The organism is Chryseobacterium sp. SC28 (assembly GCF_003932955.1).
Taxonomy (GTDB): Bacteria; Bacteroidota; Bacteroidia; order Flavobacteriales; family Weeksellaceae; genus Epilithonimonas.
Genome location: NZ_QOVY01000001.1, coordinates 1 through 21881, shown reverse-complemented (window position 1 = coordinate 21881; position 21881 = coordinate 1). Strand labels below are relative to the sequence as shown.

22 protein-coding genes are annotated in these 21881 nt (G+C 39.8%); 7 read left to right on the top strand and 15 right to left on the bottom strand.

The genetic code is table 11. The features are described 5' to 3' along the window. The first annotated feature begins 119 nt into the window (after nt 1-119). Nucleotides 120-863 (top strand): Fe-S cluster assembly ATPase SufC, encoded by a 744-nt coding sequence (gene sufC, locus DTW91_RS00110; RefSeq protein ID WP_125201390.1) that lies wholly within the window; start codon nt 120-122, stop codon nt 861-863. A 39-nt stretch (nt 864-902) separates the two neighbouring features. Beyond that, complete coding sequence (gene sufD, locus DTW91_RS00105; protein WP_125201389.1) at nt 903-2210, top strand: Fe-S cluster assembly protein SufD; 1308 nt, start codon at nt 903-905, stop codon at nt 2208-2210. A gap of 91 nt (nt 2211-2301) precedes the next feature. Here the strand turns inward: sufD and DTW91_RS00100 are convergent, their stop codons facing one another. The 4 genes from DTW91_RS00100 to DTW91_RS00085 form a co-directional block, all read right to left on the bottom strand. Next, nucleotides 2302-2538 carry a PspC family transcriptional regulator gene (locus tag DTW91_RS00100; RefSeq protein WP_125201388.1) on the bottom strand — a complete coding sequence of 79 codons (237 nt, stop codon included), beginning with the start codon at nt 2536-2538 and terminating at the stop codon, nt 2302-2304. Between the two features lie 30 nt (nt 2539-2568). Beyond that, a complete protein-coding gene (locus tag DTW91_RS00095; RefSeq protein ID WP_125201387.1) occupies nt 2569-3837 on the bottom strand; it encodes a DUF2851 family protein in 1269 nt (422 codons plus the stop codon). A gap of 391 nt (nt 3838-4228) precedes the next feature. Next, a complete protein-coding gene (gene bshA, locus DTW91_RS00090; RefSeq protein WP_125201386.1) occupies nt 4229-5386 on the bottom strand; it encodes an N-acetyl-alpha-D-glucosaminyl L-malate synthase BshA in 1158 nt (385 codons plus the stop codon). A gap of 178 nt (nt 5387-5564) precedes the next feature. Continuing rightward, the gene (locus DTW91_RS00085; RefSeq protein ID WP_125201385.1) at nt 5565-7316 is read right to left on the bottom strand and encodes a glycoside hydrolase family 3 protein; all 1752 of its coding nucleotides are present in this window, start codon (nt 7314-7316) and stop codon (nt 5565-5567) included. A gap of 133 nt (nt 7317-7449) precedes the next feature. Here DTW91_RS00085 and DTW91_RS00080 point away from each other — a divergent pair, with 133 nt between their 5' ends. Next, on the top strand, nt 7450-7971 hold the full coding sequence (locus DTW91_RS00080; protein ID WP_125201384.1) for a hypothetical protein: 522 nt from the start codon (nt 7450-7452) through the stop codon (nt 7969-7971). Nucleotides 7972-8116: 145 nt separating this feature from the next. Beyond that, nucleotides 8117-8752 carry a peroxiredoxin gene (locus DTW91_RS00075; protein ID WP_125201383.1) on the top strand — a complete coding sequence of 212 codons (636 nt, stop codon included), beginning with the start codon at nt 8117-8119 and terminating at the stop codon, nt 8750-8752. Between the two features lie 69 nt (nt 8753-8821). On the opposite strand, the gene DTW91_RS00070 is transcribed toward DTW91_RS00075, so the two are convergent. Genes DTW91_RS00070 through DTW91_RS00060 form a run of 3 tightly spaced genes read right to left on the bottom strand, consistent with a single transcriptional unit; the run spans nt 8822 to nt 11596 of the window. After that, nucleotides 8822-9586 carry a hypothetical protein gene (locus DTW91_RS00070; RefSeq protein ID WP_125201382.1) on the bottom strand — a complete coding sequence of 255 codons (765 nt, stop codon included), beginning with the start codon at nt 9584-9586 and terminating at the stop codon, nt 8822-8824. Between the two features lie 18 nt (nt 9587-9604). Beyond that, nucleotides 9605-10687 carry a PorV/PorQ family protein gene (locus DTW91_RS00065; protein ID WP_125201381.1) on the bottom strand — a complete coding sequence of 361 codons (1083 nt, stop codon included), beginning with the start codon at nt 10685-10687 and terminating at the stop codon, nt 9605-9607. Between the two features lie 36 nt (nt 10688-10723). After that, nucleotides 10724-11596: a DMT family transporter gene (locus DTW91_RS00060; RefSeq protein ID WP_125201380.1), complete on the bottom strand. Its 873-nt coding sequence runs from the start codon at nt 11594-11596 to the stop codon at nt 10724-10726. Nucleotides 11597-11886: 290 nt separating this feature from the next. Here DTW91_RS00060 and DTW91_RS00055 point away from each other — a divergent pair, with 290 nt between their 5' ends. Next, nucleotides 11887-13515: an acyl-CoA carboxylase subunit beta gene (locus DTW91_RS00055; RefSeq protein ID WP_125201379.1), complete on the top strand. Its 1629-nt coding sequence runs from the start codon at nt 11887-11889 to the stop codon at nt 13513-13515. A 23-nt stretch (nt 13516-13538) separates the two neighbouring features. Here the strand turns inward: DTW91_RS00055 and DTW91_RS00050 are convergent, their stop codons facing one another. Further along, complete coding sequence (locus DTW91_RS00050; protein ID WP_228412598.1) at nt 13539-13886, bottom strand: winged helix-turn-helix transcriptional regulator; 348 nt, start codon at nt 13884-13886, stop codon at nt 13539-13541. A gap of 182 nt (nt 13887-14068) precedes the next feature. Here DTW91_RS00050 and DTW91_RS00045 point away from each other — a divergent pair, with 182 nt between their 5' ends. Further along, the gene (locus DTW91_RS00045) at nt 14069-14701 is read left to right on the top strand and encodes an NAD(P)H-dependent oxidoreductase (RefSeq protein ID WP_125201378.1); all 633 of its coding nucleotides are present in this window, start codon (nt 14069-14071) and stop codon (nt 14699-14701) included. 135 nt (nt 14702-14836) lie between these two features. After that, nucleotides 14837-16108, top strand: a complete 1272-nt coding sequence (locus DTW91_RS00040) for a T9SS type A sorting domain-containing protein (protein ID WP_125201377.1) — start codon at nt 14837-14839, stop codon at nt 16106-16108. A 154-nt stretch (nt 16109-16262) separates the two neighbouring features. On the opposite strand, the gene DTW91_RS00035 is transcribed toward DTW91_RS00040, so the two are convergent. From DTW91_RS00035 to rplM, 7 genes are all read right to left on the bottom strand, one after another. Continuing rightward, nucleotides 16263-17654: an arginine decarboxylase gene (locus DTW91_RS00035; protein ID WP_125201376.1), complete on the bottom strand. Its 1392-nt coding sequence runs from the start codon at nt 17652-17654 to the stop codon at nt 16263-16265. Between the two features lie 227 nt (nt 17655-17881). Next, nucleotides 17882-18511, bottom strand: a complete 630-nt coding sequence (locus tag DTW91_RS00030; protein ID WP_125201375.1) for a thiamine diphosphokinase — start codon at nt 18509-18511, stop codon at nt 17882-17884. An 8-nt stretch (nt 18512-18519) separates the two neighbouring features. Beyond that, nucleotides 18520-19152, bottom strand: coding sequence for a hypothetical protein (locus DTW91_RS00025; RefSeq protein ID WP_125201374.1), 633 nt, complete (start codon nt 19150-19152; stop codon nt 18520-18522). 38 nt (nt 19153-19190) lie between these two features. Beyond that, nucleotides 19191-19757 carry a cob(I)yrinic acid a,c-diamide adenosyltransferase gene (locus tag DTW91_RS00020; RefSeq protein WP_125201373.1) on the bottom strand — a complete coding sequence of 189 codons (567 nt, stop codon included), beginning with the start codon at nt 19755-19757 and terminating at the stop codon, nt 19191-19193. A gap of 151 nt (nt 19758-19908) precedes the next feature. Further along, on the bottom strand, nt 19909-20670 hold the full coding sequence (rpsB, locus tag DTW91_RS00015; RefSeq protein WP_125201372.1) for a 30S ribosomal protein S2: 762 nt from the start codon (nt 20668-20670) through the stop codon (nt 19909-19911). A 159-nt stretch (nt 20671-20829) separates the two neighbouring features. Next, nucleotides 20830-21216 carry a 30S ribosomal protein S9 gene (rpsI, locus tag DTW91_RS00010; protein WP_125201371.1) on the bottom strand — a complete coding sequence of 129 codons (387 nt, stop codon included), beginning with the start codon at nt 21214-21216 and terminating at the stop codon, nt 20830-20832. Between the two features lie 5 nt (nt 21217-21221). Then, on the bottom strand, nt 21222-21677 hold the full coding sequence (gene rplM / locus DTW91_RS00005) for a 50S ribosomal protein L13 (protein WP_125201370.1): 456 nt from the start codon (nt 21675-21677) through the stop codon (nt 21222-21224). Between the last annotated feature and the right edge of the window lie 204 nt (nt 21678-21881).

Below are 21881 nucleotides of genomic sequence, written 5' to 3'. Positions count from 1 at the left end.
AACTTAATTTGAATCAATTTATTGATTTTCTTAATAAAGAAGTAACAGGAAAACATAAGCTTAAATCCTTAATGTTTTAAACTATTAACTGGAAAGTGGATCATTTATATTATTAAAAAATGTTAAAAATCAATAACTTACACGCCAAGCTGGAAGACGGCACGGAAATATTAAAAGGAATCAACCTGGAAGTCAAACCGGGCGAAGTTCACGCCATTATGGGACCGAATGGTGCCGGAAAATCAACACTTTCTTCTGTCATCGCAGGGAAAGAAGATTACGAAGTCACCGAAGGAAATATCCTTTTCGAAGGCCAAGATATCGCCGAAGATGCGCCGGAAGATCGGGCGCACAAAGGCATTTTCCTCTCGTTCCAATATCCGGTGGAGATTCCCGGCGTTTCCGTTACCAATTTCATCAAAGCAGCGCTAAACGAAACCAGAAAAGCAAACGGACTGGAAGATATGGGGACTAAAGAAATGCTCCGATTGTTCCGCGAAAAATCCGAACAACTGGGCATCAAAAAAGATTTCCTTTCGCGCTCACTCAACGAAGGTTTTTCCGGAGGCGAGAAGAAACGAAACGAAATCTTCCAAATGCTGATGCTGAACCCGAAGTTGGCAATCCTGGACGAGACCGATTCCGGTCTTGACATCGATGCTTTGAGAATTGTGGCAGATGGCGTGAACCATTTCAAAAATGAAAACAATGCGGTGCTTCTCATCACGCATTACCAAAGACTTTTGAATTACATTCAGCCCGATTTCGTACACGTTTTGGCAGATGGAAAAATAATTAAAACAGGCGACAAATCGCTGGCTCTGGAACTGGAGGAAAAAGGCTACGATTGGCTTTTAAACTAAATATAAATCTTCTAACAGATGCAAAATCAAACCATTACAATGGCTTTATTGGACCAAATCATCAATCAACATTCGGATTTTTTGGAAACCCTTCATCACCGATTTTTGGATAGAGAGAGAAAAACCGCTCTTGAGGTTTTCGCTTTGAAAGGCTTCCCAACCAAAAAAGACGAAGAATATAAATACACAAATTTGAAAGAGATTACGGAAAAAAATTACAATTTTTTCCCGACAGAAGAGCATCACATCTCGAGGGAGCATTTGGATGCACTTCATCTGGGTGAAGAAAATTTTGACCGAATCGTTTTCATCAACGGAAAGCTTCACAAAGAATTTTCTAAGCTCTCCATCGGAAACGCTGAGTTTCTTTCTTTTGATTTTGCTCTCAACGATCCGGCTCACAAGGAAGTTTTTGATTATTATTTCAACAAAATCGCCAACAAAGAGCTGGCTTTCACCAACTTGAATTCTGCTTACTGCCAATTCGGATTCTTCTTGAGAGTTCCTAAAAATGTCGTGATTGAGAAACCCATTCACGTTTTTTATCTGTCTCAAAATCAGGAAGAAAATACTTTTTACAACCCCAGGAACCTCTTGATCGTGGAAGAAGGCTCGAAAGTAGAAATCATCGAGAGCCATCATAACTTGGATGAGACTTTCGTCCTAACCAATTCTGTAACAGAGATTTTCACGGCGCAAAATGCAAAAACCGATTGGCACAAATTGCAGAATGACAACGACACTTCTTACCTCATTGATCACACATTTGCGAAGCAGGAAAGGGACAGCCTGACGACGGTGAACACTTTCTCCTTCGGTGGCAAATTGGTTCGTAACAATTTGGATTTCATTCACAACGGTGAAAATATCCATTCGTTTATGAACGGTATCACGATCATCGGGAAAGACCAATTGGTAGATCACCACACGGCTGTGCATCACAACACGCCAAACTGCGAATCTTACCAGAATTACAAAGGAATCTACAAGGATAAATCCCACGGCGTTTTTAACGGGAAAGTTTTTGTGAATAAAAACGCGCAGAAAACCAATGCTTATCAGCAAAATAACAACATTCTTCTGGACGAAGGCGCCAGCATCGATACCAAACCTCAGCTTGAGATTTTTGCCGATGATGTCAAATGTTCGCACGGCTGTACGGTTGGGCAACTGAACGAAGAGGCTATGTTTTATTTGAGAGCCAGGGGCATTTCTAAAAAAGAAGCCAGAGCGTTGCTGCTTTTTGCTTTTGCCAATGATGCGATGCAAAACATTGACATCGAAGCTTTGAAAGCCAAAATTTCTCAACTCATAGCCGAAAAGCTGGAAGTTCAAATGGAATTCTGAGACCAGCGGGCATCAATAAAACGAGTACTTTTAGAGAAACCGGTTGATTCGTAAAAAAATAGGTTTGATTTAAAGGCTTTATACCGGCTTTTTACAAGTCAAAAACGCTAGGACGCTTGGTAATAATGCAGTCTTTTACCCAAAGCATAAATGCCAATCCAAGGTAAAACAAGAAAAAAATACCGGCGGTTGCAAACGTAGAATAAATGAAGAATACACGTAGTTTGGAAACCGGGATTCCAAGCTTGGTGCCGTATCGGGTGAGCACGCCAAACCATTCTCTTTCCATATTGTGGCGCAGATTATTAAAAAATCGAGGCTCTTTCATTACAAAAATCTTGGTAATCTTTATTTATTTTTATGCTTCGCTTTTGAGAAGCTGAAAACCGATAGCGCAATTTAAGCATTTTTTCTGAGTGCAGAAAGTTTTGTAATGATAAAGAAAAGCCTGCGTCTGCAGGGCATTTCGGAATTCTACGCCTAAGTTTTTCCATTCGTCCAAAAGCGAATTCCTCTCGGGTTTCAACTGTTTATAAAATTCAAAAATATCATCTACGACTTCCGGATTGTGATTCTTCTGATAAAAATATTTCATCGGTAAAATCGCATTAATAATGATTAAATCAATGAAATCTTTGCTCAATAATTTTTGACTTTCAACCGGAGAAATCTTCCCAAAATTAAAATGATGATCCCAATATTCCGAAGCAGAAATATCGTCGAAAGTAGAATACAAATCATCAATGCTCTTCGCTGCAATAATTTTCGAAAATAAATTTGGCTGAGAATGATAGAGATTTGCCAATTGGGACAGCCGAATGGTGGGAAAGTTTGGAGGTCGAAGTTTGGAGAATTTGGGATGGACGGGAACTTGCTCCAAATTAAATTTGACTTTCAAAAAATCAAATTCGCGTTTCCAGACTGTCATCATTTCATCTTTTGGCTCATCGAGGAAGTTGCAAATCCCAAAAAATAAAGCTTCTAACTGAGTTTTGTTTTGTTTGATTTTTTGAATGACAGAAAAGTCCAAACTTTCACCTAATTGGAGAAAAATTTCGGCATTCACTTTCAATCCGAAGGTGTACGCCAGCTGCTGAAACAGAACCGCTTCGTAATTATTTTGATTTTTCTTTAATGACAATTCCAAAGATTCGGATTTGAAATCTAACTTCTTGAGCAAAACTTCTTCTTCGAAAAGCAAGGGAATTTTATCTTTGTCAAACAAATCTTCACAGGGAATAAACGAATGTTCTTTGCAAAGATTCTGATGTTTCTGAATCAAGGTTTCATCAATATAATCCTTGAGTTCCAAAGTCGGAATCTGCTGGTTTTCCAATTCCGGAATGTCACAATCATTGATGTAAACAACGTGAAGAATCAGATTGCCGAACTCGGGATTTCCGGAATGGTTGTGGAAAAACCAATCGGAAGCTTTGGTGTGAATCTCGATGTTTCCGGCGAAAATGATGTTGTCAATTTTAATTTTAGCAAACAGAAAATCCGGTCCAGAATTCTTATTCCATTCGCCAAACTCTAAGACTTCGATATTCTTTCCATCCACGGAAACAAAATCCAAACGCCTAAACTTCTTAAAATTCCAGAGATATTGCAATATTTCTTCATTCATTGGTGTGTTTGATTTTCGTTAAACAAAAACCTTTTCAAGTACGTGACTTCGAAAGAGTTAAGTTATAAAAAATATTTGAATACTTTAACACCAAAACTTAGAATTTAAATCAAAAATTTAACGCAACGTCCACCAAGATTCTTTTTAATTGTCGAAAATATTTTTAAGAATCGCAAAGGCGTAAAACTCAGCAAAGAAAAAAATAATATTTCAATTAATTGTTAAATGCTTTCTTTACAGCGAATTGCTCGCAGCCCGGCTTGATCGGAAATTTTTTTTGCTTCGACACAATTTCTATTTAAAATGAAATCGTCGGCAAAAAAGTTTGACTTCGTTGAACCATACCGCTTGGGTTTGGGAGTCGAAGACAGATAAAGCTGTCCAAATAAATTTAATTCCCAGCGTCAATCAACTTCGCTTCTTCAAAGTTCGCGATCGTATTTTCATACATATTGATGTAAAGCGGCAGGATATTTTTGAGGTCAAATTTCAAGGCTCGTGCTTTCGCATTTTTTTTCATCTGAGCCAGCAGATTTTCGTCGCTCAGGAGCTTGATGCAGTAATTGGACATTGCTTCCACATTCCCTACTTCTGCCAAAAAACCCGTCTCGCCTTGGATATTAACTTCCGGGATTCCGCCGGCGTTACTGCTGATCACAGGTGTTTTTGCGGCCATAGCTTCCAAGGCTGCCAGTCCAAAACTTTCTTGCTCGGAAGGCAAAAGGAAGACGTCCGAAAGTTGTAAAATGCGATAAAGGTCATTCACTTTTCCGAGGAGTTTGATCTTCCCAATAAGGTCGGGATTATCCTGCATAAATTCAGAAATCTCCTCCATTTCGGGACCTTCGCCGATGATAATCAGTTTTGATTTTACTTTTTTTTGTACATTTTTAAAAATCTGGAGCACATCCTGAATTCGCTTGACGGGTCGGAGATTGGAAACGTGAATCAGGATTTTTTCGTCATCGGCGGCAAATTGTTCTCTTTGGCAAGTTTTGCAATCTTCAAAAGCCGAATTGTCAATAAAATTGGTAATCACCTGAATCTCTTTCTGAATATTGAAAAACTGGAGCGTGTCTTTTTTTAGGCTTTCGGAAACTGAAGTGATCGCATCACTTTGATTAATAGAGAATTCCACCGCGTGTTTGTAACTCGGATGTTGCCCAACCAAAGTAATATCTGTCCCGTGAAGCGTCGTTACCAAAGGCACATCTTTGTGTTCCGCCTTCAACATTTGCTTCGCTGTAAACGCTGCGTAAGCGTAAGGAATCGCATAATGTGCGTGCAAAATATCGAGTTTGTAAAGATTGACCACGCGATAAATCATCGATGACAACGCAATATCGTAAGGCTGATATTGGAAGAGCGGATATGTCTGAACATTCACTTTATGGAAGAAAATGTTCGGGTTGGTAACGTCCAACCGAGCCGGCAAAGCCGAACTTATGAAATGAACTTCGTAGCCTTTATCTGCCAGACTCATTCCTAATTCCGTTGCTACAATCCCACTTCCGCCGTATGTTGGGTAACAAAGTATGCCTATTTTCATTTTTTATATTTATTTTTTTAACCACAAAAGTGACAAAAGATTTATTTAAGAATATTGATGTCGTCTTAAAGAAGCACCATTTATTTTATAGGTTAAATCGGTCAAATAAGAATGTGTTATCATCTAACTAAATCAATTTTTGAAATCCTTAAAACTTTGTGACTTTTGTGGTTCAAATTTACTCAATTACGACCTTAGAATTTTTGGTTTCTGAACTATTTTTTCTATCAGTTTGATTTGATGAATTTTTTGCATCAAGATCCATTCCCATTCCATATTTCAAATTGTCATTGACCAAAACCGGAAGTCTTCCCCGGATTTTTGTTCGCCCCAAAACTGCGTTGGCTGTGGCTTTCATCGCATCGTCATTATTTTCGTAAGAAACTAAGACTGTGGAAACTGTGGAAATATCAATATCTTTCAAAGCATACGGACTTCCGAAAACGTCCAGAATCACAGTTTGATTTTTGCTTAAATCTGATAGAATCTTTTTACTTGAATCTGAAATTTTATAAGGTTTGTAAGCGCTGGAATTATCTTTGTGAAATCCAACAATCACTTTTGAATTGGCCGGAATTGAATTAATTTCGGAAACTTTTTTAAGAATTACAGTTGTTCCTGTATTCAATTGGTAGAGAAAAGTTACGTAATCGGCTTCTTCCAGAGGAACATAATAGTAAGTTTCTCTGCAATCCAGCGGCAACAATTTTTTATCATCTTTAATTAAAGTCAAAGCGTTGGCGTACATTTTCTGAACGATTTCGGAATGTGAAGCGTTATTCAAATCCTCATTAATATTTTCCGGATTGACATTGGAATATTTATCGAGACCAAGAAAATATTTGGTCAAAAGAATCTTTTTCACGCTTTCTTCGACTCTCTTTTGGGGAATTTCGCCGTCGTCGATCGCTTTCTGAATCAGCTTTTTGCCCGTTGCAACATCCTGCGAGAACAACATAATGTCATTCCCGGCTTTGAAAGCCATCGCATCCAATTCACCCGCCTGAAATTTATTGGCAACAGCGCCCATATTAAGCGCATCGGTAATAATCAAACCCTTGAAACCATATTTTTCTTTCAAAAGTCCAGTCACAATTTTCTTGGAAACCGAGGCCGGAATTCCTTTTTCATTTTCAAGACTTGGAACATAAAGATGCGCGACCATTACGCCGCCAATCCCTTTGTTCATCAACGCTTTGAAAGGCGCCAATTCAATTTTTTCCAGCCGTTCAATATTGTGAGAAACCACCGGCAAATCCAAATGAGAATCTTTGTCCGTGTCGCCGTGACCCGGGAAATGCTTGATCGCGGCCAGAATTTGATGATCTTGTAAACCATTGGAATAAGCTAAAGCAGAATTCACAACATTATCGACATCCGACCCGAAACTTCTATTCCCGATAATCGGGTTGTTGGGATTTGTATTGACGTCTACAACGGGCGCAAAATCCCAATTGATGCCCATTCTTTGGCAATCTTCAGCAATTTTGTAAGACATCTCGTAGATCAGATTTTTATCCTGAATTGCCCCCAAAGTGATGGCCCAAGGATATTTGTGCGCTTTTGCAATCCTTTGGAACACGCCCCATTCTGCATCCATCCCGATCATCAGCGGTACTTTTGATTTAGACTGGAACTCGTTTACCAAATTGATTTCCCGCTCGGCATCATCTTGCATCAAAATCAAACCGCCAATTTTGTCATTCAAAACGATATTTCGGATTTGGTTAATGTGCGCTTCATCTTTGTTGGTGTACAGCGCCACAATGAAAAGCTGACCCAATTTTTCATCTTGTGAAAGGGAATTGTAGGTTTGATCTACCCAATCATCAGCTTTCTTGAGATCCGATTTAGATAGATTTTTTGGCTGATATTGGCAAAAGAAATTTTGCGAAAAGAGAATTATAAAAAGCAGGCTTAACCTTTTCATTTTTTTGATATCTAAATTTTTAGAAATTTTTCCCCTTAGAAACTTGCCATAAAGATATTGAATCCTTGGAAAATGACTATTTTTGTGGTCTGTAATTTGTAAATGTAATAATAATGTAAATAAATTAAAACTTATGAAAAAGTTCTTTTCCCTTATGCTGTTGGTTTGTGCCGGCTGGTTTGCCTTTAGTTGCGATAATGACGATGACGACAATAATTATGTCGAAGTACAAGTGGATTATCCGACAGTTTATGACCTCAATGTCAATTTTTCTTTTAATACCACAGATGGATGGAATTACTATCAGAAATTTAATCAACCCTTATTAGATCAGGATTATGTAACCATTTTCCGACAAAGCGGAACCTCAAACGGAGCCATCGTATGGCAACAGATTCCCCGAACTTTGTATCTTGCAGAGGGCGAATTAGACTATGATTTTGATTTCACCAAATTCGATTTTCTAATCTATGCCGGAGGAACCTATGATCTAAGTACCACACCGCAATACCTGAACAATCAAAAATTCAGAGTGGTTCTGGTGCCGGCGGTTTTTGGCGGGAAACCGACCAACCTTGCCGACCTTTCCAAAATGTCTTATGAAGAAATCATTGCGAAATATAATATTGACGACAGCAAAGTAAAAACACTTTAATCATTCTTCCAATTAAAAATAAATTTGAAAACCGCTCGAATCTGCGGTTTTTTTTTCACGACTGAAAATAAATACTACTAAAATAGTATGAATTAAAGTTTTTATTTTTTAAATTTGTTGTCCATTAACCACAAAAAATAAAATTATGTCTATTAAACTTGGCGATACAGCGCCTAATTTCGATGCAGAAAGCAGCCTTGGAAAGATTAATTTCTACGATTATCTTGGGGATTCTTGGGGGATTTTGTTCTCGCACCCCGCAGATTATACCCCGGTTTGTACCACAGAATTGGGAAAGACGTCCCAGCTGAAGCCGGAATTTGACAAAAGAAATACGAAAGTCCTTGCACTAAGTGTCGATGGTGTCGAGAGTCACAAAGGTTGGATCTCGGATATTAATGAGACGCAAAATACAAATGTAGAATTCCCAATCATCGCCGATCCGGACAAAAAAATCTCCGAATTATACGACTTTATCCATCCGAATGCCAGCACATCTGCGACGGTAAGATCTTTGCTAATCATCGATCCCAATAAAAAAGTGAGATTGATAATTACTTATCCGGCCTCTACTGGAAGGAATTTTACCGAAATCTTGCGTGTTTTAGATTCTTTGCAATTGGTAGACAATTATGGCATTGCAACGCCGGTGGATTGGAAAGACGGCGATGACGTCATCGTGCCGCCTGCTATCTCCCCGGAAGATGCCGAGAAAAAATTCCCCAAAGGTGTAAAAGTCGTGAAACCTTATCTACGATATACACCGCAGCCCAACAAATGATTTTTCATAAAAAGATGGTCGAAACTCAGTTCCGGCCATTTTTTGTATCTCCTCCAAATTTACACGAAATCAATCAGCCAAGAACACATCTTTGGAATATTCTCCGTTAGCTCTGGGCATTTCAATCACGATATTTCCATTTTCAAAGTAACCGATGGTCGATTCGCCGGAACTTAGTTTGACTCGGAAAACATCAGATTTTGTAGTCGTTCGGAAGCTTGCAAATGGAACCGAACTCACGCCATCTATCAAGATAAACTGATTGCTGTCTATCTGGATTTTTTGGAAACTGGAGTTTCCGTTTCTGAATTTTTGTGCCGCTTTTATGGGAGCGGCCGCTTCGTTGGGTTTAGATTCCTGCGAGGTCTGCGTTGCTACTGCCGGCTTGTTCTGCTGTGCTATTCCGACGCTTTGTTCTTTGGGATTCGAGACGGGAATTTTGAGCAATGCCTGCTTCAGAGCATCCTGAAATCCGGGTTCAAATTCTTTAATCATACTGCTGCCTTTCTCGGTAACAAGAACTTGATTATTACAATCTTTGAACTGTAGGATTATTTTGTTTCGGAACATGCTTTTTTCATTCGATAGGTCTGCCGTCAGAACGGTGCAAGGATTTGTAAGCGCCTCTGTAGGCCAATCGGTTTTAGTTTCAGACAGGACGGTATATTTTTTTCCGGCCAAAGATTTTTGCATCATCGATCGCAGTCCGTAGGATCTATTTTCCTTAAAATCGTTGAACTCTGCGGGGATCAAGATGTATTTGTAATCGGATACAGTCTGACTTTTGATGATTATTATCAAAATAAGCGATAAAAAAGTGAAAAATTTTTTCATGATAAAACTTTAAATTATTTAATTTCGAAAACCTTGCATATCCAGTTTCAAAGAAAAGAAGTTGGAATAGAAATTGGAGCCGCCGATCCCGGAATTGGTAATTGCATAGTCCAAAGTTAAGCCTTTATATTTGATTCCGATCCCGCCGCTGGGCTGGAAAGATACTTTTCTCTTCAAGTCTTCAATATCGGAAACTGTTTGGAATCTGTTGACCCCTAATCGAATGAAAATCATGTCTTGGAAAACCAATTCGCCACCCGCATAAGGCGTGATACTCGCGAAATCGGTGGAAATAACGGCTGCTGTTTTTGCAAAATCGACATTAAGACCTACTTCGGGCAACAGTTTCAGATCCCGGTTGAGCTCATAAATGCGGCTGACTCCGAGGTTCAGTTTTGGCATCGTGATTTCCATCTTGTCCGTGGGTGCGGGGTTGAACTCTTCGCCATTCACAACGGCGGATAATTCCTTTTGATTAATAGTCCAGAAGTTGACCGTCGTAGTGGCATCTCGCAACATAAAACCGAGATTCCAATCGGTATCGGTGTGATAAATTGCGCCGAGGTCAAATCCAAATCCGTAGCCGCTGGCAAACTTTCCCACATTTCTGTAAACGACTTTCGCCGTCGCACCAAGATCTAATTTCTGATTGCCGTTGGGATGAAACCCGTACGAGAATAATGCAGCATAATCTGCCGTAGAGAAAGAACTGATTTTATCGTAATCGATATTACCTTCGGAATCAATAAGTTGGGTGGTATTAAGGATATTATCGACGCCTAATCTAACGACCGAAATGGCGAAAACACCGTTGTCATTATCCAAAGGTTTGGCGTAGGAAATGTAGTCGTACTTGGCGATAGACTCGAAATATTCTGCGTGCATCGCTGCCAGCTGCCAGTCGCGGTCGATCTTTACCAGTCCTGCCGGGTTCCACATCGGCGAATAGACATCATCTTGACTGGAAACCACAGCGCCTCCCATCGCAAGACCTCGGGCTCCTGCACCGATGTTCAGGAACTCGTTGGAATATTTTCTGATGATCTGGGCGTCAGAAAATGGGCATAACATAATGATGGATAAAAATAAAATTCTTTTCATTAATGTGTGGTTACAGAGGTTTTATTTCGGCAATAATCACCTCTTTTTGTTCCTCGCTTTGATTATTCCATTGACGACAATCGCGGCGATCATCACGAGGGAAGCACCATAAAAAACGGGACTCATCTGTTCTGATGCTCCAAAGATAAAAAAAGCAAAGATAATCCCGTAAACCGGCTCGAGATTGACCGTCAGAATGAGGGTAAACGGAGAAATAAACTTCATCAGTTTGACACTTTCTAACATTGGATAGGCGGTAAATACAGAAGCCAGCAGTAATATTAACGCAATATCGGCATAACTTATTTCGCTTACAGAAGAAATTTGTCCCGTCAGGAGCAAAAACAAACCGATTACTAAGCATCCGCCGCCGATTTCATAAAAAATAATATTTCCAGAGTTGGTTTTGCCGAACATTTTTCCGTTAAGAACTGAAAATATGGTTCCAAAAAGAGCGCACAAAATGCCGTAGAAGATTCCTTCTTTATACTTCAGTTCCGCATTGAAAATCAAAGACATACAGACTACAATAATAAGACCTATAATAACCTCTACCCAATCGGGCTTTCTGCGGTAGACCAAAGGTTCTGCGAACGCCGCAAACAAGGTGGATAAGGACAGACAAGACAAAGCGATTGATACGTTTGAAACCTTAATCGAGTGGAAAAAGAACAACCAGTGAAAGGCCATAATGGTTCCAATACCGATGAGCTGGAATAACAAAACTTTCGACACTTTGATGCTTTCTTTTTTTATCAATCTCAGATACAGATAAAGAAAAATTGCCGCAAACATCATTCGGTAAAAAACGAGAACTTGTGCATCGGCCGAAATCAGCTTTCCTAAAATCGCCGTGAAGCCCCATAAAAATACGATAAAATGCAGCCTCAGCAAATAAGAATTCTTCATTAGGAATATTGATTTTTCAGCGGCAAAATTAGGATAAAATCTGACAGATCCGAAGTCAGATAATCAATATTGGGACTGATGCTAAAACAAAAAATCCGTTCAGGATGCCGGAACGGATTATTGACAAAGCACTTATTAAAAATAACATCAACTAACTAAAAAATTATTCTATCGTAATTCTAAACGGCAAGCAAGCCAATATATTGTGCCGGAATCCTCAAAAATCAGAAATTACTGTTTCGCCCTTTTAATTATCTAAAATATTTTATCTTTACAACAAAGAAAATCCGATGGATATAGAGTTCAATAAAAGAGAAGATATCAACAAACTAAAATATTCCGACCTCAAAAAAATCTTGTCAAAAATCAAGATGGGTGGCGGCGAGAAGGCGCTGCAAAAACAACGCGATCAAGGGAAAATGACGGCACGAGAAAGATTGGAATATCTTTTTGATAAAAATACTGCGTCTATAGAAATTGGCGCTTTTGCGGGTTATGAAATGTACGAAGAGCACGGCGGATGCCCAGCCGGCGGCGTGGTGGTGATGATGGGTTATGTTTCTGGCAGACAGTGCATTGTGGTGGCCAACGACGCAACAGTGAAAGCGGGAGCGTGGTTTCCAATCACAGGGAAGAAGAATCTACGCGCCCAGGAAATTGCGATGGAAAACCGGTTGCCAATCATCTATCTTGTAGATTCAGCGGGAGTTTTCTTACCGATGCAGGACGAGATTTTTCCGGATAAAGAAATGTTCGGACGGATTTTTCGTAATAATGCCAAAATGAGTGCCTTGGGAATTGTTCAGATTTCGGCCATTATGGGAAGCTGCGTTGCCGGCGGCGCTTATCTCCCGGCGATGAGTGACGAAGCGATCATTGTGGACAAAACGGGAAGCATCTTCCTCGCAGGAAGTTATCTGGTAAAAGCTGCCATTGGCGAAAATATTGATAATGAAACACTTGGCGGCGCAACCACGCATTGCGAAATCTCCGGCGTAACCGATTATAAAGCAAAAAATGACCAAGATGCCTTGGACAGAATCAAAAAGATAATGAAGTCTCTCGGCGATTTTGAAAAAGCCGGATTCGACCGCATAGAAAGTGCGCCTCCGAAAGAAAATCCCGAGAATATTTTCGGAATAATGCCTGTCAACCGGTCCGAGCAATATGATACCTTGGAAATTATCAAATGTCTTGTGGACCATTCCGAATATGAGGAATACAAGCCCGATTACGGGAAAAGCATTATCTGTTGCAATGCTCGGGTGGACGGCTGGAGTGTCGGAATCGTTGCCAATCAAAGGAAAATGGTAAAAAGCGGCACCGGCGAGTTACAGTTCGGCGGGGTCATTTATTCGGATTCGGCGGACAAAGCGACCCGTTTTATTGCCAATTGCAACCAGCGGAAAATCCCATTGATCTTCCTGCAGGACGTCACAGGCTTTATGGTCGGATCCAAATCCGAGCAAGGCGGCATCATCAAAGACGGGGCAAAAATGGTAAATGCCGTTTCCAATTCTGTAGTTCCGAAATTTACGGTGATTATGGGAAATTCCTATGGTGCGGGGAATTACGCGATGTGCGGGAAGGCCTACGATCCTCGATTAATTGTCGCGTGGCCTTGGGCAGAACTTGCCGTTATGGGCGGTTCGCAAGCGGGAAAAGTTCTTCTCCAGATTCAGGAATCTGCACTTAAAAAGCAAGGGAAAGAGATTACGGAAGAAGATCGGAAAGAAATTCTCGATAAAATACTAAAAGACTACACGCGCCAAACGCAATCTACCTACGCTGCTGCAAGACTTTGGACGGATGCCATCATCAATCCTGTGGAAACCCGAAAATGGATCAGTATGGGAATTGAGGCGGCCAATCATTCGCCGATAACGGAAAAATTTAATCTCGGTGTGATCCAAGTTTGAACTTTCGGCCTTAAAATTTTGTTTTAGTTGTCCGCTATTTCTCCGACAATTTGCTTTCTGTGTTTTATGCCCCAGTCGGCAAGTGTTTCGATGACTTTCTTCAAAGTAAGACCATACTCCGTCAATTCATATTCTACGGTTATTGGCTGGGTTTGCAGTACAGTTCTCTTCAGCAAATGATTAAATTCCAATTCTTTTAGTTCGCTACTGAGCATCTTAGCAGAGATGCCGTCGATCTCCTTTTGCAACTCCGAAAATCTCATTTTGTCATAGCACAGTGCCGCGATGATTTGGATTTTCCATCGGCCTTTCAGCACGTCCATTGTATCGTGAACGGCCATCAGATTGGTTTTGCAACATTTAATCTTCATTGGTTGTATTTTTTTAAGGCATTCACAAGTTATCCTATGATAATAAATGATGATTGTCTATTTTACAATTAATTGATTGTCAAATAAGTTACCGTTGGGTAATGATAACTTTTTGTAAGTCTATTACAAAAATAAACTTTCTTGACTTAAATTTGCAACACTAATTAAAAAAAATATAAAAAATGAGTTTGATAGATGACCTCAACTGGCGTTATGCTACGAAAAAAATGAATGGCGAACCCGTTCCTCAAGAAAAAGTAGATTACATTTTGGAAGCGGCGAGAATGGCGCCTTCATCCTCGGGCTTGCAACCTTATAAGGTATTTGTAATTACCAACAAAGAGTTGCGGGAACGAATAAAATCAATTGCCAACAACCAGTCTCAGCTTACCGATGGCTCTCATCTTTTGGTCTGGGCAGCGTGGGATGGCTATTCGCTCAGCAGAATCGGTGAGGTGTTCGAGAAGACAACGCAAGAAAGAGGACTTCCGAGTAGCGTGATGGATGATTACAAAAACAGCTTGTGGAGCATGTACGAACCCTTGAGCAAAGAATGGCAGGCAGCACACGCTGCAAAGCAAGCTTACATCTCTTTCGGGATGGCCATAGCGGCAGCGGCGGAGCAAAAAGTAGATGCGACGCCAATGGAGGGCTTTGACAATCAAGCACTTGATGAAATCCTTGGTCTTCCCGAAAAAGGTTTGAAGAGTGTAGTGATTCTCCCTTTAGGTTATCGGGACATCGGCGGAGACTGGCTGGTAAACCTCAAAAAATACAGAACGCCGAAAGAAGAATTCGTCATAGAAATAAAATAGTAGAAGTGTCCCTAAATTGGGACATTTTTTTTGGATTATATTTTAAATAGCTCTGACAATGAACAAAAATTTTACAAAATTTTGAATTGGTATCATTCAATACAACTGAAAAAATGTATTTTTGCCAAAAATTTTATGAATAAATCTCTCTTTTTATTATCGCTTCTTTCGGCATCGTTTTGCAATGCGCAATTAGAGGTGAAAGTACTTGACATTATTGCAAATCAAGTGGTATACGACTCTAACGCAAAAAAAATCTATGCCAGCATTCCCAGTGCAAATGGCGCTAACGGAAACAGCATTGGTATCATAGATCCGGTAACACAGACGCTCGAAAGTACTTACTTCATTGGTAGCGAGCCAAGCGTTTTGGCAATTTCTGATAACAACCAATACCTTTATGTGGGTTTTGAAACGGCATCATTGGTAAGACGATGGGACATCGCAAGCAAGTCTTTAAATTTGCAGTTTTCGCTGGGTGCAGATCCCTCTCTTGGACCTTTTTTTGTGGAAGATATGGAGGTGATGCCGGGAAATCCCAATACAATCGCTATTTCTAGAAGAAATATTGGTTTTTCTCCAAAGCACGAAGGGGTGGCCATCTATGACAACGATGTTCTAAGACCAACTACGACCCAAGATCATACGGGCAGCAATAGAATCGAGTTTGCAAGCAATAATCAACTGTGGGGTTATAATAACGAATCGACTGAGTTTGGTTTAAGAAAAATTAACGTTACAGCCTCCGGAGCGGTGCAAGGAGCCGTCTATGCTCATCTTTTTTCAGATTTTGGTATTGATTTTATAAGAGAAAGTAACTTTTTATATTCTACAGACGGGAAAGTGGTGGATACTTCTACGGGAACGCCATTTCTTCTGGGTCAGTTTCTCAACACAGTAGGCGCCAACGCTTTTGATTCTGCAACCCAATCGGTGGCGTATGCAAGTTATGAGTATTCTACGAATGCCATCACTTTCAAAAGATTTAATCCAAACACCTTCCTCCTGAAAGACAGCACGCCTATTCCAAATGTTTTTGGATCCACGGAATCTATGACCTCTTGTGGAGCTGGATGTTATGCTTTTACAACTTATAATTATAATTACAGCACATCGGTTACATCAGGAAAGATTGTTATCGTAAAAGACAAATCACTCACCGTAGAGAATCTCCTTAAACCCAGCAAAATCACGGTTTATCCTAATCCTGCATCAGACTATCTGAAAATCGATACAGATAAACAATTCTTAGAAATTAAACTGGTGGATTACTCTGGCAAAATCATAAAAAGTTTTAATGCTTCTGATAGAGAATTCAATCTTTCGAACATCTCCGGCGGAAACTATTTGTTGATGATGACCGATATCAATGGAAACAAAACGAGCGAGAAAATAACGAAGAAATAACTATTTTGAGGCCATATAATTGAAGGAAAGTTATTTTATCAAATCATTTGCGTCAATAATAAAGCATTAAATTATACTTCTTTCGACCTGAAATTTCAGGTCGATATTGTTTTTTAGTAAGAATGATTTTGAAACTATAAAATCTAATTCTATTTTAATATCCCAACAGCTTCAAAACATCTTCGGGCTTTTGCTCCTCGCGGAACAGCTCATAGGTGAAGTTGCCGTCTTTGTCCTTGTCTATCAAAATATGTTTGGGTTGGGGCATCAAACAGTGATGCACGCCGCCGTAACCGCCAATCGTCTCCTGATAAGCTCCAGTATGGAAAAATCCGATATACATTGGCTTTGTATCGTTGTAAACGGGCAGATAAATCGCATTCGTGTGCTGCTCAGAATTGTAGTAATCGTCTGAATCACAAGTCAATCCGCCCAAGAAAACCCGCTCGTAAGAATCTTCCCATCGGTTAAGCGGCAGCATTATGAAGTGCCGGGAAATGGCCCAAGTATCGGGCAAAGTGGTCATAAAAGACGAATCAATCATATTCCATTTTTCCCTGTCGTTTTGGCGTTTTTGAGAAATGATTTTATAAAGATGACCACCACTTTCGCCCACGGTGAAACTTCCGAATTCGGTATAAATATTTGGTTCTTCAACGCCTTCTTCCTCGCAGAATTTTTTGATTTGAGAGACAATTTCGTTCACCATATATTGATAGTCGTAATCGAAATTGAGCGAGGTTTTGATGGGGAAGCCGCCGCCGATATTAAGCGAATCCACTTCGGGCGCAATTTTTTTCAGGCGTGCGTAAACCCGCAGACATTTGTACAGCTCGTTCCAATAATAAGCCGTGTCCTTGATGCCGGTATTGATAAAAAAGTGAAGCATTTTCAGCCGAGCATTGGGATGTTCCGCAATTTTCTGGCTGTAATATGGGATGATGTCTTTGTATCCAATTCCCAATCTGGAGGTGTAAAATTCAAATTTTGGTTCTTCCTCTGCTGCGATTCTGATTCCTATGTCGAAAGTCCTGTCGATGCTTTCTGTCAGCTTATCAAGCTCTCGATAATTATCAAGAATGGGCGTAATATTCTCGAAGCCGCTGTTGATCAAATCCGAAATTTTTTCCAAATAATCGTCGGTTTTGAAGCCGTTGCAGATTACTTCAATGGTTTTATCTACTTTTCCTTTGTTGTAAAGGGCTTTTACAATGTCCATATCATAGGCAGAGGAGGTTTCCACACTAATGTCATTTTTCAGCGCCTCTTCTAATACGAAGGCGAAATGGCTGGATTTCGTGCAGTAGCAATATCTGTAAGTTTTCCGGTAATCGTTCTTTTCAAAAGCTTCTTTGAACCAGAACTTTGCTCTTTCAATATTCTGAGATATCTTCGGTAAATAATTGAATTTCAGCGGTGTCCCGAATTTTTCGACCACCTCCATCATATCGATATTGTGAAATTTCAGATGATTTTCTTCCACGTCGAATTCTTCTGTTGGGAAATAGAAGGTTTGGTCAATCAGTTCAGAATATTTTATTTTCATTTTCGGCTAAAAAATGTTAATTTGTTTTACGGGTACAAAAATGATTAAAAAAAGTGGATTTCTACGTTAATAAATCCATAAAAAATCGATGCGGTATTTTGCCGTCAATATGCGAATATTATTGTGAAACCACAAAGTTGCAAAGCTTGAAAATTTGTCGAACCGGTTTAAATATTGGATTAAGATAAGTATTTTGGAGAAATCTTTTTTGCTTTTGGAAAATCTTTTTATTTACCAACAAAAATCAGCAAATCGCCTTCTTTATATTGGATCGAAACTTCCAGATGCTCCGCAACATTTCGGGTTCCGATTCTTTCGCCAAGTATCAGATCTTCGTTGTATAATGGCCATTTCAGTCCTTTGGTTTCGATGCTTTTTGCCACAGGGAAAGGGATTAATGAAATCATTTTGTCTTTGACACCAGAGATTGAGAACTCCTTTGGTATGAAATAGTAAGATGAATAAGCATCAAAAAAGCGAATATTCAGTTTGTCTTTGAAGAAAAAAGCGACGCTGAGGTTTCCGAGAAAATGATCTTGTTCCGCGCCACTTGGGCCGAAAATATCCACGTTTTTTATACCTTTTTCCAGCATGAGTTCCAAGGCTTTGTGAAAATCGGTTTTGTTCTGATCGGGTGTTTTGAGGATGTCAAAATCTTCATTCCGAGCTTGTTGAAGAATCTCTTCTTCTATGTCGTGAGAATCGAAATCTCCTGAAATAAAAGTCAGTTTCTCGAAAGGAAACTTTAGCTTTTTCAAATAATGAAAAGCACCGTCTGTGCAGGCAATCAGATCATATTGCGGCAGATCGGGAAGAGCTGTTGGTGGTTCTCCGTTGATGAAAAGAAGGGCTTTCATCTATCGCTTTAGTTAAGCTTGACTTTCACTTCCTTCTTGTCTGCCGGCACTTCTACGACTTCCATCAAAAAATCGCTATGGGTGGTAGAGTAATATTGTCTTTGGTAATAATCTGTGACCGAGCCATTGTTTCCGTATCCGCTTCCTGTATATTGGTCATAAGATTTTGTATTGTACCACGGCAAAGTCCCTACAATAAGATACTTGCCGGGTTTCATTTTAGGAAATGTGAATTCGCCTTTAGAATTGGTCTCGCAAGTGACGCGGTATTTATATGCAGCTCTGTCCATATAAACGATTTTATTTTTCTTCAGGTTTTCTTCATTTTTTTTCAGGTTATACCATTCTTGATAGTACGGTGTCAGCGGGAAAAGTTCTATCAATATATGATTTGCGTAGATGCGTTCTGCAAGCGGTGCTTTGTAGCCGTATATGGTTTTTGGTTTCGTGAAAGCCACTCCTTTTATCGTGGTTTCGCCCACAGCAATTGCTGCTTTGGCTTCCGCTGAATCCAGTTTTGTTTTAGGGAAGATTTTCTGTACCGGATATTTTTGATACTCTTCTTGTTTGTACTGCGCAGATAGATGGACGACAGACGATGCCAGTACGAATGATAATGAGGTTGCAAATAATCTGTTCATTGTCGTATAGTTTAAAATTAATGTTATAAGTCTTCAAATTATAATCGCGGAATCCAATATTCCTCCGTTTCTTTTTGAAGTTTACACATAAATCTTGCCAAAACGAACAAATAATCCGACAAACGGTTGAGATATTTGATTAATTCTGGTCGTACTTCTTCCGATTGACTGAGGAAAACCACGCTTCTTTCGGCACGTCGGCAAACGGTTCTGGCTACGTGAAGAAAAGTTGCTGCTGTCCCGCCACCCGGCAAAATAAAATATTGCAAAGGTTCCAGTTGTTCTTCCATCGCATCCATCCAAGTTTCCAATTCTTCAATTTCTTTGTCCGAAATTAGGATTGGCAATCTGGCTTTACCGTTGGCCAAAAATAACTTGTCAATCGGTGTGGATGCTTCCGAACCAATGGTGAAGAGGTGAAACTGGATTTTCTTAAGCTGGGCAATCACCGTTTCGTCGGCAATATGAGATTTGGCAACGCCAATGTGCGCATTCAGTTCATCGATGTTGCCATAAGATTCGACTCTTGCGCTGGCTTTGGATATTCTATCGCCTCCGTAGAGTCCGGTCTCGCCTTTGTCGCCTGTTTTTGTATAAATCTTCATCTTCTAAATTTGAACTTTAAAATTAATGAATTTAAGTTTTACCGGAGAAGCAAAACAGAAAAAAACGTAAAAGCCGCACAGTATGGATACAAAAAAACGGTCTCAAAAATTTGAAACCGCTTTTGTATTTCTCAGAAAAAATCTTTTGATTTTATTCAGCATCGAAGTCTGCATCTGCGTCTGCAGAAACTTTTTCGCCTTCTTCTTTGGATTTTTCTTTATCTGCTTTTCTTTGGGATAGGCCTTCTTTGATAGCGTCCGAAACCACGCTCAGCAACATATCAATCGATTTGGAAGCATCGTCATTCCCCGGGATTACAAAGTCCACTTGTCTCGGATCCGAGTTGGTATCTACGATTCCGAAGACGGGGATGCCCAATTTTTTGGCTTCTGTGACTGCGATGTGCTCTCTCATAATATCTACCACGAAAATGGCGGAAGGAAGACGAACCATATCTGCGATAGAACCCAAGTTTTTCTCAAGATTTGCTCTTTGACGATCAACCTGAAGTCTTTCTTTTTTGGACAAAGTTTCGAAAGTACCATCTTTCTTCATTTTGTCGATTTGATTCATTTTCTTGACGGCTTTTCGGATGGTGACAAAATTTGTAAGCATCCCGCCGGGCCATCTTTCTGTAATATATGGCATGTTAAGTTCGGTAGCGTGCTTCGCTACCACTTCTTTGGCTTGCTTTTTAGTTGCTACAAAGAGAACCTTTTTGCCTGCAGAAGTTAATTTTTCCAAAGCTGCACAAGCTTCGTCCAGTTTTACTGCTGTTTTATGTAAATCGATGATGTGAATACCGTTTTTCTCCATGAAGATGTATGGAGCCATGTTTGGATTCCACTTTCTGGTCATGTGACCGAAGTGTACGCCAGCCTCTAGGAGGTCTTTTACATTTGCTTTTGCCATGTTTTCTTTTTTTGTTAGTTTACTTTCCGCTTTTCTGCAATCAACCTTACTTTAGATGGGAGTAAGGTTTGGATGCTAAACGTAACGGGCAATATTTTTTGTTGATAAATAGAAGCAAGAATCGAGCACCAAGGTGTCTGAAGTCTTGAATCTCGAAATTTAACGTTTTGAGAATTGGAATCTCTTTCTTGCTTTTTTCTGACCGAATTTCTTTCTCTCGACCATTCTTGCATCTCTGGTAAGCAATCCGTGTGGTTTCAGAACCAATCGGTATTCCTCGTTGATGGCGCATAGTGCTCGGGAAATTCCCAGTCTGATAGCCTCGGCCTGTCCGGTAATTCCGCCTCCGAAAACATTCACCTTCAGATCATATTGACCCAAGGTTTCTGTCAACATAAATGGCTGATTCACTTTGTAAACCAAAACATCGGTACAGAAATAAGTTTTAGCATCTTTGCCGTTGATGTTGATCAGGCCGGTTCCCGGCTTAACAAAAACTCTTGCAACAGAAGTTTTTCTTCTTCCGATTTTGTGTACTGTAGACATATTAATTATTTGAATTCGTTTAGATTGATTACTTTAGGCTGCTGCGCTTCGTGTTTGTGTTCTGTTCCTTCATATAAATAAAGGTTTTTGAACAAAGCAGAACCAAGTCTGTTCTTAGGAAGCATCCCTTTGATAGATCTTTCCAAAACTTTCAGTTCGTCTTTTTTCTTAAGCTCCTCAGCCGTCATAAACTTCTGACCACCAGGATATCCTGTATGCCAGATGTAAGTTTTATCTGCCCACTTGTTTCCGGAAAGGGTCACTTTCCCGGCATTCAAAACGATCACATTGTCTCCGCAATCTGCGTGAGGTGTGAAGTTCGTCTTGTGCTTACCTCTCAAAATCTTTGCAACGGTAGAAGCTATTCTTCCCAACGGTTGCTCAGCAGCGTCCACAACAACCCATTCTTTATTTGCTGTAGCCTTGTTTGCCGATACTGTTTTGTAACTTAATGTATTCACAATTTATCGTTTACGATTAAACATAATTTTCCCTTACGGGTGTGCAAAGGTAGCAATTTTTTTTCGTCGGAAAAATTTTTCCTTCAAGAAATCAGGCCAAACGCATTAAAAAATATTTCAAATAATTTTCATTAAATTGCTGAAATTCAGGGTTTTATATTTGGTTTTTCAAATAATTTTTCGTATATTTATCTGAAAATCAGA